This is a genomic window from Nocardia carnea (genome assembly GCF_029868325.1).
Lineage (GTDB): Bacteria > Actinomycetota > Actinomycetes > Mycobacteriales > Mycobacteriaceae > Nocardia > Nocardia carnea_C.
In genome coordinates this window covers 61,831-72,926 of sequence record NZ_JARWNW010000166.1, presented here as the reverse complement: position 1 = coordinate 72,926, position 11,096 = coordinate 61,831, and the positions used below count along the sequence as shown (strand labels likewise).

Sequence of the window (11,096 nt, the reverse complement as noted above, 5' to 3'; positions counted from 1 at the left end):
ATCGATTACAGCAAGCATCGGTTCACCCGGGAAACTTTGCGCCTGCTGGTCGATTTGGCGGACGAGGCCGGGGTGGCGGCGCAGCGGGACCGGATGTTGCAGGGCAGCCATATCAACACCTCTGAGGATCGCGCGGTCGGGCATACGGCCTTGCGGCTTCCGCCGGGTGTTGGCGGGTAGGGCGCCCGGTCCGGGGGCCAGCCCGGCGGGTAGCCCCGCGCCGGCGATCCGTTCCCGGCCCTTGCTGGTGGTCAGCCGGGAGGCGTAGGTGGCGGAGACCAGTTCCGCGCCGTCACGGTAGGTGAGCAGGCAGTTGCGCAGCCGGTGCGCCAATTCGGTCATCGCCCCCGACCAGTCGCTCGCGGCGACGGGCTGTTCCATCGGGGCCAGGATCCGGTCGGCGACGGCGCCGAGCAGTGCCTGTTTGTTGGGGAAATGCCAGTACAGCGCGCCGGGCTGGACGTGGAGCGAACCGGCGAGCCGGCGCATGGTGAGGTCGGCGAGTCCGTACTGGTCGAGGATGGTGAGGGCGCCGTCCACGACATCGTCTCGGTGTAGCTGCACAGTCGGTCCTCCCGGTGGCTTCGATACGCCCCTGACGCTACCCCAGCCTGAACACTGTTCAATCTTTGCCGCTATCCTGCCCTGAACGCTGTTCAAGTCCGGTGTGCAGGCCCGCCGCCGCACACCTCCCGACGAAGGGATCCGCCAGTGACCCAGGCCCCTGTCACCACCGAGATATCCGCCGGCGATGTGCTGACCGTCGCGCGGGAGCAGGTGCTCGAACGCGGTATCGGGCTGTCCCGGGAGCAAACCCTGGACGTGCTGCGCCTCGGGGACGACCGGCTCGAGCAGCTGCTCGAACTCGCGCACGAGGTCCGGGTGAAATGGTGCGGCCCGGAGGTGGAGGTCGAAGGCATCATCAGCCTCAAGACCGGCGGCTGCCCGGAGGATTGTCATTTCTGCTCGCAATCGGGGCTGTTCGCCTCCCCGGTCCGGGCGGCCTGGCTCGATATCCCGAGCCTGGTCGAAGCGGCCAAACAGACCGCCAAGACCGGAGCCACCGAATTCTGCATCGTCGCCGCCGTACGGGGCCCCGACGAGCGGCTGATGGCGCAGGTGGCCGCGGGGGTGGAAGCCATCCGCAACGAGGTCGACATCCAGGTCGCCTGTTCCCTCGGGATGCTCACCCAGGATCAGGTCGACCGGCTCGCCGCGATGGGCGTGCACCGCTACAACCACAACCTGGAAACCGCCCGCTCCCACTTCCCGAACGTGGTCACCACCCACACCTGGGAGGAACGCTGGGACACCCTGCGCATGGTGCGGGCCGCCGGGATGGAGGTCTGCTGCGGCGGAATCCTCGGCATGGGCGAAACCCTCGAACAGCGCGCCGAATTCGCCGCCGACCTGGCCGCACTCGAACCCGACGAGGTGCCGCTGAACTTCCTCAACCCCCGCCCGGGCACACCGTTCGGCGATCTCGAGGTCCTGCCCGCCGCGGACGCCCTGCGCGCCGTGGCCGCCTTCCGGCTCGCACTGCCCCGGACCATCCTGCGCTTCGCCGGCGGCCGCGAGATCACCCTCGGCGACCTGGGCGCCCGCCAGGGCATCCTCGGCGGAATCAACGCCGTGATCGTCGGCAACTATCTGACGACCCTGGGCCGCCCCGCCGAACAGGACCTCGACCTGCTGGGCGAACTCCAGATGCCGATCAAGGCACTCAACGAGACATTCTGATCGGCGGCGCCAACCGCGGAAGGCAGGGCCGGATGAGTACTGTCGGCGATATGGACGAGCGCTACAACCCGTTCACGGGCACGCGGGTCGTACCCGGGCACGACGAGCCGGTCTCCCGGGCCGTCGCACTGGGGCTGGAACCGCCACGGTTCTGTGCGCACTGCGGGCGCCGGATGGTCGTGCAGATCGATCCGGACGGCTGGCGGGCCCGCTGCTCGCGGCACGGAGTCCTCGAGTCCGCGTCCGCGGAGAGGCGGTAGCGGTGCCCGGGTCACGCGGTGGTGCCGCGCGCAAGGAACACCGCGGCGGCGGGCGCAAGGAGTGGCGTGCTGCCGTGATGGTGCTGGCCGCGGTGGTGGTGCTGAGTGTGTTCGCGGGCGTGGTCTGGGGTCTGCTGGTACCGACCGAACTGGTACTGGTGGTCGAACCGGGCCGCGGCGCCACACTGGTGGGGGAGAGCCTGCACAGGTTCGACGCCCTGGCGATCTTCGCGGGCCTGGGCGCGGTGACCGGCGTGCTGTCCGCGGCCGCGGCCTGGCGGTGGCGGCGTATGCGCGGCCCCATCCAGCTCATCGGGCTGCTGCTGGGTTCGGTGGCCGGGGCGTGGGTGATGGCGTGGATCGGGGAATCGGTCAACACCTGGGACAACCCGCGGCCCGACGATCCGCCGGTGGGTCAGATCGTATCCTTGCCCGTCGGTCTGGAAAGCCCGCTCGCCCTGCTGGTCCAGCCGCTGACCGCGGCGCTGGTCATCCTGATCCTGGCCGGGCTCAGCACGACCGAGGATCTCGGTAGCGGATTCATGAGTCCCTTCGGGGAATCACGTCCCCAGCCGTATGCGGAGCCGGAATACCCGGACTACGACCAGGCCTTCTACCCCGGCGAACCGTCCGCCCGGGTACCGGCGAGCGGCCCTGCGCAGCCCGGAGCCCAGGTGCCGGCCGGCGGTGAAACCGCGCTGTCACCGCACGAGTCGCCGCCTGGACCGTCGCTGTCGAAGTAACGCGCGGCCGCTCCGGAACCGAGCAGCGGCAACGGTTCTCGCCGGCCGGGTCCCGTCCCGCGCAGCGGGATTACGCCCTGCCCGCCGCGCGGCCCCGGCCGCCCCGCCGTAGGCTGACTGCGTTCGGGAGGACGACAGAGAGAAGACGTCGTGGGGTTCACCAGTTCACTCGTGGTCGAGGAGATCGACGGGAAGTTCTGGAAGGTCCGGGAGCCGCTGACCTATCAGGGGGCGGACGAAGAATTCGAGGTACCGGCGGGTTTCCGCACCGATTTCGCCTCGGTGCCGCGGCCGCTGGTCTGGCTGATCCCGCGGTACGGGGTGTATACGCGGGCGGCGATCCTGCACGACTACCTGTGCCGCACGGAACGGGTCGGGGCGGCCGACGCCGACGGTATCTTCCGGCGGACGCTGCGGGAATGCGATGTCTCCCGGCCGCGGCGCTGGATGATGTGGGCCGCAGTGCGTTTGGGTAGCCGGCTGAAGGGGATATCACCGGCCGCGTTCGCGGTGTTCCTGGTGATCGCTGTGCTGTCGATCGTTTTCGTGGCGATACCGACCGTTGTGGTCGCGGTGTTCCTGGTGCTGTTCTGGTTCATCGAACTGCTCGCCTGGCCGGTGGACCGGCTCGCGCCACCGGAGCGGCGTACCCGGGTTCCCCGGCCACAGATGCGAACCTGAGCTGGACAAGCCGGCAGGGGCCGTGCGCTCGGGTACCAGGAGGTTCCAGGTGTCAGCCGCGGGGCCGGAGTGCCGCGAACTCGTCGGTGACCCGCAGGTCCGAATCGGTGAAACGGTAGACCGACGCCGGCCGGCCGCCCGCCCGGCCCGGTGTGGCGGTATCGCCGGTGGGCGTGATCACCTTGCGGCGTGTCAGAACTCGCTGCAGGTTCGTGGTGTCCACGTCGTACCCCAGTGCGGCGCAATAGATCTCACGCAGCGTGGACATGGTGAACCGGTCCGGCGCCAGGGCGAAGGAGATATTGGTGTAGGACAGTTTCGCGGCCAGCCGGGTGCGGGCGTGCTGTACCACGGTCCCGTGGTCGAAAGACATCTCCGGGAGCGCGGACACCGGATGCCAGCGGGTATCGGAGGGGAGCTGCGGGTCGGCGGTGAGCGGGACCAGCCCGAGGTAGGCCGAGGCGATCCGGCGCGGGCCGGGCACCCGGTCCGGGGCGCTGAACACCGACAGCTGCTCGAGATGGTCCACCTCCCGCACATCGACCTTCTCGGCCAGCTGGCGGCGGGCCGAGGTGTCGAGATCCTCGTCGTTGCGCAACCGGCCGCCCGGTAGCGACCAGGTGCCCTGCTGCGGGTCGAGGGCGCGCTGCCACAGCAGGACGGCGAGTTCGCTGCGCTGTCCGGGCGGTCGGCGGTCAATCCTCCCGTCGTGACCGCTCTCACCTGCGGCGATATTGGCGGGGAAGCGGCGAACCTGGAACACCGCGGTGAGCGATTCATGGATGGTGCTAAACTGGTCCACGTTTTCGATCATAAGTCGAAAACCTGGTTGAGTGCGAATCGGCAGGGCTGCCGAGAGCACGAAGGAAGGAGCGACCATGGCGACGATGGGAGCAGAATTGGCCCCGGCGCCGGGTACCGCACTGCGGGAGCGGATCGTCGACGGGCCCACGGGCTACACCGGGGTGGAGGCGACACCGGAATGGGCGGCCGAGGTGAAACGCCTCGCGCGGCAGCGCAACGCGACCATTCTCGCGCACAACTACCAGCTCCCGGAGATCCAGGACGTGGCCGATCACGTCGGTGACTCCCTGGCGCTGTCCCGGATCGCGGCCGAAGCCCCCGAAGGCACGATTGTGTTCTGCGGTGTGCATTTCATGGCCGAAACCGCCAAAATCCTGAGCCCCGAGAAAACCGTGCTGATCCCCGATCAGCGGGCGGGTTGCTCGCTGGCCGATTCGATCACCGCCGAGGATCTGCGCGACTGGAAGGCCGAGCACCCCGATGCGGTGGTGGTGTCCTACGTCAACACCACCGCGGCCGTGAAGGGCCTGACCGATATCTGCTGCACATCCTCCAACGCCGTGGATGTCGTGGCCTCCATCGACCCGGACCGCGAAGTGCTGTTCCTGCCCGACCAGTTCCTGGGCGCGCACGTCAAACGCGAAACCGGCCGCGAGAACATGCACATCTGGATGGGCGAATGCCATGTCCACGCCGGAATCAACGGTGACGAACTCAACGACCAGGCGCGCGCCCACCCGGACGCCGAACTGTTCGTCCACCCCGAATGCGGCTGCGCCACCTCGGCGCTCTACCTGGCCGGAGAGGGCGAATTCCCGGCCGACCGGGTACATATCCTGTCCACCGGCGGCATGATCGACGCGGCCCGTGCCGCCACGTCGACCCAGGTGCTCGTGGCGACCGAGGTCGGCATGCTGCACCAGCTGCGCAAGGCCGCTCCCGGTATCGATTTCCAGGCCGTGAACGACCGCGCCGCCTGCAAGTACATGAAGATGATCACCCCGGCCGCGCTGCTGCGCTGCCTGGAGGAGAACCGCGACGAGGTGCACGTCGACCCGGAAACCGCTGCCAAGGCACGCAATTCGGTCCAGCGCATGATCGAGATCGGGAACCCCGGCGGCGGGGAATGACGCACGGGGCGGTCGCCACAGGCGGGGGTGGCGGCCCGCGTCGTAGGAGGTCATCGCCGGAGCCGGCCGGCTCGGTGAGCGAACGCCTGCGCCGCGTATGGCGCGAGGGGGTCGTGCCGGTGGTTACCCGAGAACTGCCGATGCGCGAGCAGGTCCGGGTACCGGCCGTGCCGGCGCCTCCTCGGTAACTGCTGCGGGCAGTGGAGGACACGATGACTGGTGAACTATGGAAACCGGCATGGGAAGAGCGCGCGGACCTGGTCGTGATCGGTGGTGGCGTCGCCGGGCTCACCGCCGCGCGCGCCGCCTCACGGCTGGGGCTGCGCGTGCTGATTCTGAGCAAAGGGGGCCCCAGTGATACCGCCACCCAGTACGCGCAGGGCGGTATCGCGGTGGTCGCGCCGCAGGGCGATTCGGTGGACTCCCATGTCGCCGACACCCTGGCCGCGGGCGGCGGACTGTGCGATCCCGCCGCGGTGCGATCCATCGTCGAAGCCGGACCCGACGCGGTCGCCGCGCTGACCGATCTCGGCGCGGTGTTCGACCTCGGCCGCGACGGCCAGATCTCGCGGACCCGTGAGGGCGGGCACAGTACACGTCGCATCATCCACGCGGGTGGCGACGCCACGGGCGCGGAAGTGCAGCGGGCGCTGTCGGAGGCGGGCCTTCCCGTGCTCTTCGGGACAGCCGTACTCGACGTGGTCACGGACGAGTCCGGTGTCCAAGGGGTCGTCGCGGTCTCCGGCCGAGGTCCCGGAATTGTGCACGCACCGGCGGTACTGCTGGCCACCGGTGGTCTCGGACAGTTGTACGCGCTGAGCACCAACCCCGCCGGAGCCACAGCGGACGGGGTGGCGCTGGCTTTGTGGGCGGGCGCGGCGGTGGCGGATCTCGAATTCCTGCAGTTCCACCCCACCGTGCTGTACTCGCCCGGCGGGATCGGCCGGCAGCCGCTGATCAGCGAGGCGGTGCGCGGTGAGGGCGCGGTGCTGGTCGATTCCCGCGGAGAATCGGTAACCGCCGGGGTCCATCCGCGCGGCGATCTGGCGCCGCGGGACGTGGTGTCCCGGGCGATCGCCGCGCGGCTGCGGGAACTCGGTGCGGACCACGTCTACCTCGACGCCCGCGGAATCCGCGATTTCGCCTCCCGGTTCCCCACCATCACCACCTCCTGCCGGGTCGCCGGGATCGACCCCCGCCGTGACCTCATCCCGGTGGCACCCGCGGCGCATTACCAGTGCGGGGGAGTGGTCACCGACCTGCACGGCCGCACCGGTGTCCCCGGGTTGTACGCGGCCGGCGAGGTCGCGCGCACCGGGTTGCACGGCGCGAACCGGCTCGCGTCCAACAGCCTGCTCGAGGGTTTGGTGATGGGTGAACGGGCCGGCCTGGCGGCGCTCGAGCGGCTGGGTGAACCGGCACAGGTATCCGGCCGGTCGGTGCCGGAACGTGGCGCGCTGCCGCGGGCGCTGGTCCAGCGAACGATGACCGAACACGCGTCGGTGGTGCGCGAAGGGCGCGGCCTGGCACGGGCCACGGCCATCCTCGAAACCGCTGCCGGCCAGGGTGCTCGGTTCCCGGCCGAAAGTGCCGAGGCGCACTCCCGGGCCACCGTGCCGATGCCCGCGGAAACTCTGCCGCCCCAGGCATCCGGTGGGTTGCCGGACGGCCCGGCAGAGTTGATCGCACGCTTCGAAGATTCCGCTCTGACCGTCACAGCCCGCGCCGTACTGCTGGCGGCTGCAGCGCGCACCGAGAGCCGCGGCTGCCATACCCGCGCCGAACACCCCTTACCGCAGGAAGATTCGGCCCAGCCCATGGTGATACGCCTGGACGATTCCGGCGCCCCGTTCCTTGCCACAGATGCCACGGGGTTGCCGGTTGTGCATGGACTGGGCATGCCCTCCCGCACCGGTGGTCGTGCCACCGCGGGGACAGGCCCATCGGACGCACCATCGTGAACGGCACGGGCGGAATCCGGGACCGTACCTGTTGCGGACGGGCCCAGGGCGTCATCCGGCATTGCGCGGCGCCCGCGGAGAAGGAAAAGAGGAGTACAGAATGACTTTGGACCCCGGGCTGGACCCCGACGCGATCCGCGGCATCATCCGCACCGCGCTCGACGAGGATCTGCGCTACGGCCCCGATATCACCACCGTCGCCACCGTTCCCGCGGAAGCCGTGGTGAAGGCCGCGGTCGTGGCGCGTCAGCCGGGCACGGTCGCCGGTATCGATATCGGGCTGCTCGTGCTCGACGAGGTGATCGGCGCCGACGGTTACGAAATCACCGAACGCGTCCCCGACGGCACCCGCATCGCCGCCGGCGACGCTGTGCTCGGTGTTGTCGCCCCGACCCGCGGCCTGCTCACCGCCGAACGCACCATGCTCAACCTGCTCTGTCATCTGTCCGGTATTGCTACCGCGACCGCCGACTGGGTGGACGCTGTAGCGGGCACGAACTGCCGTATCCGTGACAGCCGGAAAACCCTGCCCGGCCTGCGCGCCCTGCAGAAATACGCGGTACGCGCCGGCGGCGGCGTCAATCACCGCATGGGCCTGGGCGACGCGGCACTGATCAAGGACAACCATGTGGTCGCCGCGGGGTCGGTGGTGAACGCCCTGCACGCCGTCCGCACCGCCGCTCCCGATATCGACTGCGAAGTGGAGGTCGACAACCTCGACCAACTCGACGCGGTCCTGGCCGAGAACGTCCAGCTGGTCCTGCTGGACAATTTCCCGCTCTGGCAGACTCAGGCCGCCGTCCAGCGCCGCAACGCCGCCGCCCCCGGCACGAAACTCGAATCCTCCGGCGGACTCACTCTGGATATGGCCGCGGACTACGCCCGCACCGGCGTCGACTACCTCGCCGTGGGCGCGCTGACCCACTCCGTCCGGGTACTCGACCTGGGCCTCGATATGTAGCGCGATGCCGCTGTGATCCGGCACCGCACCGCTCAAGCCACGACCGCGAGCAGTGCGGTGGCGGCCGCGATGAGTTCGGGATCGCCGGTCGCCTGCGCGCGCCGCCGAGCCTCCTCGACGGTGATTCCGCGGCTGCCCAGACGCCACACCGTATCGGCGTCCATCCGCACCGCAGCCGCGGGATCCGCGCAGACTCGGTCCAGAAGACTCCATCCCGTGCCATCGCTGACAGCCGCCCAGCGCCCACCGGCCGGCCCGGTGACCTCGAAGCTCACCTCTGTACCCGCCGGCCGGACGCACCCGCTCAACGCCACCGGCAGCGCGTGCAGGAATGTCACCACCACCGGCCGCAGCAGCTCCGGCTCGCCGGCCCCCGGCCGCCCCACCGCGTCCCGGATCTGCTGCTGGTGCACCCAGAACTCGGTGTACTCCCGGGCACAATCGAGCCAGGCCGGGCTCGTGCCCGCCCCGGCCCAGGACACATCCAGGTATGCGGGCCCGGTGGGATCGGTCCGTTCCCACAACTCATCCAGCTGAGGGCCGAGATGGGTCAGCAGGTCCACCATGGTGGCCGGGCTGCACTGGCGCATCGCCGCCACGAATTCACCGTTGATCCGCGCCAGATAGGCAGGCAGTGATTCACCCGGCGCGAAGGGAACACCGCTGTACCCGTCCCGGCTACCCGACAACCGGCGCAGATAGTCGTCGAGAAGATGCGCCACCACATCCCGCACCGCCCACCCCGGGCAAACGGTGGCCGCGGACCACTCCGCCTCCTCCAGTGATCCGAGCAGGTCCAGCAGTGCGCGACGTTCCCGCAGGAACAACGGCCGAGCATCGAATACCAGCATGCCCCCAGTCAAACGACGACCGCGCTCCCCGCGCCACCCATTTCCGTAAACAGTTCCCGACCCGCCCCGGCCGGCCTTCACACCGAGCACTCGGCATGAAGCGGCTCTCAGACTCCGGAGGTGAGGTAGTCGTGCCCGCCGATATAGGTGGTGTGCCCGCAGGGCACCACGGTGTCTATCGATCCGGCTACCGCTTCGGCGAATTGGTCGAGGGTGGGTAGAGGCCCGCCGATGCGGCGGGTGGCCACGGCTTCGGGGTCCCGGCGCTCCAACAGCCGGACCACGATCGTCCCGTCGATCATGTCACCGGAGACGACGACGAATCCGATCCCGTGGGCGGTGAAATCCGGGATGAGCGCTCGTAGTGCGTGCTCACCGGCGCGTTTGCTCGCGGCCACCGGCTCATACCCCTGCGGCAACGGACCGCCTCGGTCGTGGAAATGCGCTTGATGGCTGGTGACGAAGACGATTCGCCCACCGGCCGGCATCAGCGGCAGGGCGAGTGTGGCCAGCCGGACTTGCGCGTCACGATTGAGCCGCAGGGCGTAGCCGGGGTCGGCGTCGCGTTCCAGCTCAGTGAGGCGTTGCAGGTTCTCTGGGATTGGTCCGAGTCGTGGGCTGAAGGTGAGTCGGGCGGCGTGTGGGCGCGTGGTAGCCGGAAATGACGCGGGCGAGCTCGATCGGCAGGTCGTGCCCGTGGTCCGGCGGGTCGCACGGAACATATGCCGTGTGTGGAAGGTTGCTCTTATCGATATCGGGTGAAATCGAGGAGTGCCATGCCGAAGCCTGCCGACGCGGCATACCACTGGAACGGCGACCAACTGGATCTGGAGCTGTACCTGAACAGGATCGGGTACTCCGGGCCGCGTACCCCCACGCTGGCTGTCCTGCGGTCACTGGTCGCCGCCCATACGACTTCCATCCCGTTCGAGAATCTCGAGGCGGTACTGGGCCGGCCTGTTCCGCTGGACCTGGAAACTTTGCAGGACAAGCTGTTACGGCAGCGACGGGGTGGTTACTGTTACGAGAACGTCACTGTGTTCGGGGCGGTGCTGGAACGGCTGGGCTTCGGCGTGACGGGGCTGTCGGGGCGGGTCACGATGGGTGCCGACGGGTTGCGGCCTGCCACTCATGCGTTGCTGCGGGTCACCACCACCGACGACGACCGGATATGGATCGTTGATGTCGGGTTCGGAGCGGGTCCGGCCGCACCCTATGCGCTTATCGACAGCCCGGCGGAGTTCGTGCTCGGTGACTGGCGGTTCCGGCTCGCCCGGGAATTCGGCGAGCTGGAGACCGAACAGTGGGTGCTGCACCAGTTCGCGAAGGATGGATGGGTCGACCGCTATACCTTCACCCTCGCACCGCAGTACCGGATGGATTATGAGGTCGGCAACCATTTCGTCGCCACCTCGCCCCGGTCGCCGTTCACCCGGCGCCCGTTCGTCCAGCGTTTCCATCCCGACGCCCACCACATCCTCGACGGCCGCGTCCTGACCAGCGAGCACCCCGACGGCTCCAGTCGGTCACGGGAACTGGAGCTCGCGGAGCTACCGGAAACACTGGCAAAAGTGTTCGATATCGAACTTCCCGACGAGGATGCCGCGGCATTGCTTCGCGCCCCGTGGGCCTCAGCGGGGTTGGTTGACGTCGAGTAGGGCCGCCCAGAATTCCTGTTGCACCGCATCCCACAGATCCTGGTGTTGCGGCAACACCTCACGGGCATCGGCAAGATCGAGCGGGTCCGCATCGCCGGCGAAGACGACCATTTCAGGTGGCGCCGACGGCCGCGGCTTGCCGGGCCACTGGACCGCGGGACTCGAGTCGCCGAGCAGCAATACGCGCCGAATCCACGGGCGTCTTCGGGCCAGCGACCAGTCCGCGGTCTTCTTCCCGTCGGTGGTTGTCGTGGTACGCAGTCCTTCTCGCTTCATTCGGCTTCCTTGTCCGGCCGCGTGAGGTCGG

At 69.0% G+C, this 11,096-nt stretch carries 13 protein-coding genes and 1 pseudogene; 9 read left to right on the top strand and 5 right to left on the bottom strand.

Features of this window, described 5'->3' with window-relative positions; translation table 11 throughout:
* Positions 1–36: 36 nt before the first annotated feature.
* Entirely contained in the window at positions 37–180 is a 144-nt protein-coding gene (locus QH196_RS13055; protein ID WP_348538071.1) for a hypothetical protein, read from the top strand.
* Here QH196_RS13055 and QH196_RS13050 read toward each other — a convergent pair.
* Positions 181–564 (bottom strand): annotated as a pseudogene (locus tag QH196_RS13050) (TetR family transcriptional regulator); the annotation flags it as partial.
* Between the two features lie 147 nt (positions 565–711).
* On the opposite strand from QH196_RS13050, the gene bioB reads away from it, so the two are divergent.
* From bioB to QH196_RS13030, 4 genes are all read left to right on the top strand, one after another.
* Complete coding sequence (gene bioB, locus QH196_RS13045; protein ID WP_280416037.1) at positions 712–1,740, top strand: biotin synthase BioB; 1,029 nt, start codon at positions 712–714, stop codon at positions 1,738–1,740.
* Positions 1,741–1,772: 32 nt separating this feature from the next.
* Positions 1,773–2,000 (top strand): hypothetical protein, encoded by a 228-nt coding sequence (locus QH196_RS13040; RefSeq protein ID WP_280416036.1) that lies wholly within the window; start codon positions 1,773–1,775, stop codon positions 1,998–2,000.
* Positions 2,001–2,002: 2 nt separating this feature from the next.
* Positions 2,003–2,743: a DUF2567 domain-containing protein gene (locus QH196_RS13035; RefSeq protein WP_280416035.1), complete on the top strand. Its 741-nt coding sequence runs from the start codon at positions 2,003–2,005 to the stop codon at positions 2,741–2,743.
* Between the two features lie 150 nt (positions 2,744–2,893).
* The gene (locus tag QH196_RS13030) at positions 2,894–3,424 is read left to right on the top strand and encodes a DUF1353 domain-containing protein (protein WP_280416034.1); all 531 of its coding nucleotides are present in this window, start codon (positions 2,894–2,896) and stop codon (positions 3,422–3,424) included.
* A gap of 52 nt (positions 3,425–3,476) precedes the next feature.
* On the opposite strand, the gene QH196_RS13025 is transcribed toward QH196_RS13030, so the two are convergent.
* A complete protein-coding gene (locus tag QH196_RS13025) occupies positions 3,477–4,238 on the bottom strand; it encodes an NUDIX hydrolase (protein ID WP_432279485.1) in 762 nt (253 codons plus the stop codon).
* Positions 4,239–4,302: 64 nt separating this feature from the next.
* On the opposite strand from QH196_RS13025, the gene nadA reads away from it, so the two are divergent.
* The 3 genes from nadA (at position 4,303) to nadC (ending at position 8,280) form a co-directional block, all read left to right on the top strand.
* A complete protein-coding gene (gene nadA, locus QH196_RS13020; protein WP_432279484.1) occupies positions 4,303–5,358 on the top strand; it encodes a quinolinate synthase NadA in 1,056 nt (351 codons plus the stop codon).
* Between the two features lie 212 nt (positions 5,359–5,570).
* A complete protein-coding gene (locus QH196_RS13015; RefSeq protein ID WP_280416032.1) occupies positions 5,571–7,319 on the top strand; it encodes an L-aspartate oxidase in 1,749 nt (582 codons plus the stop codon).
* A gap of 100 nt (positions 7,320–7,419) precedes the next feature.
* The gene (gene nadC / locus QH196_RS13010) at positions 7,420–8,280 is read left to right on the top strand and encodes a carboxylating nicotinate-nucleotide diphosphorylase (RefSeq protein WP_280416031.1); all 861 of its coding nucleotides are present in this window, start codon (positions 7,420–7,422) and stop codon (positions 8,278–8,280) included.
* Between the two features lie 32 nt (positions 8,281–8,312).
* On the opposite strand, the gene QH196_RS13005 is transcribed toward nadC, so the two are convergent.
* Both QH196_RS13005 and QH196_RS13000 read right to left on the bottom strand, forming a co-directional pair.
* Positions 8,313–9,131: a maleylpyruvate isomerase family mycothiol-dependent enzyme gene (locus tag QH196_RS13005; protein WP_280416030.1), complete on the bottom strand. Its 819-nt coding sequence runs from the start codon at positions 9,129–9,131 to the stop codon at positions 8,313–8,315.
* A 107-nt stretch (positions 9,132–9,238) separates the two neighbouring features.
* A complete protein-coding gene (locus QH196_RS13000; RefSeq protein WP_280416029.1) occupies positions 9,239–9,853 on the bottom strand; it encodes an SDR family oxidoreductase in 615 nt (204 codons plus the stop codon).
* Positions 9,854–9,907: 54 nt separating this feature from the next.
* On the opposite strand from QH196_RS13000, the gene QH196_RS12995 reads away from it, so the two are divergent.
* Entirely contained in the window at positions 9,908–10,789 is an 882-nt protein-coding gene (locus QH196_RS12995; protein ID WP_280416028.1) for an arylamine N-acetyltransferase family protein, read from the top strand.
* Here QH196_RS12995 and QH196_RS12990 read toward each other — a convergent pair.
* Positions 10,763–11,065: a hypothetical protein gene (locus tag QH196_RS12990; RefSeq protein ID WP_280416027.1), complete on the bottom strand. Its 303-nt coding sequence runs from the start codon at positions 11,063–11,065 to the stop codon at positions 10,763–10,765. The two genes, QH196_RS12995 and QH196_RS12990, sit on opposite strands and share 27 nt — an antisense overlap.
* Positions 11,066–11,096 lie beyond the last annotated feature (31 nt).

Excerpts from the sequence above, each read along its gene's own strand:
- QH196_RS13040 (WP_280416036.1), top strand. The coding sequence starts at position 1,773 with ATGAGTACTGTCGGCGATATGGACGAGCGCTACAACCCGTTCACGGGC.
- QH196_RS13025 (WP_432279485.1), bottom strand. The coding sequence starts at position 4,238 with ATGATCGAAAACGTGGACCAGTTTAGCACCATCCATGAATCGCTCACC.
- nadA (WP_432279484.1), top strand. The coding sequence starts at position 4,303 with ATGGCGACGATGGGAGCAGAATTGGCCCCGGCGCCGGGTACCGCACTG.
- QH196_RS13015 (WP_280416032.1), top strand. The coding sequence starts at position 5,571 with ATGACTGGTGAACTATGGAAACCGGCATGGGAAGAGCGCGCGGACCTG.
- nadC (WP_280416031.1), top strand. The coding sequence starts at position 7,420 with ATGACTTTGGACCCCGGGCTGGACCCCGACGCGATCCGCGGCATCATC.
- QH196_RS13005 (WP_280416030.1), bottom strand. The coding sequence starts at position 9,131 with ATGCTGGTATTCGATGCTCGGCCGTTGTTCCTGCGGGAACGTCGCGCA.
- QH196_RS13000 (WP_280416029.1), bottom strand. The coding sequence starts at position 9,853 with ATGTTCCGTGCGACCCGCCGGACCACGGGCACGACCTGCCGATCGAGC.
- QH196_RS12995 (WP_280416028.1), top strand. The coding sequence starts at position 9,908 with ATGCCGAAGCCTGCCGACGCGGCATACCACTGGAACGGCGACCAACTG.
- QH196_RS12990 (WP_280416027.1), bottom strand. The coding sequence starts at position 11,065 with ATGAAGCGAGAAGGACTGCGTACCACGACAACCACCGACGGGAAGAAG.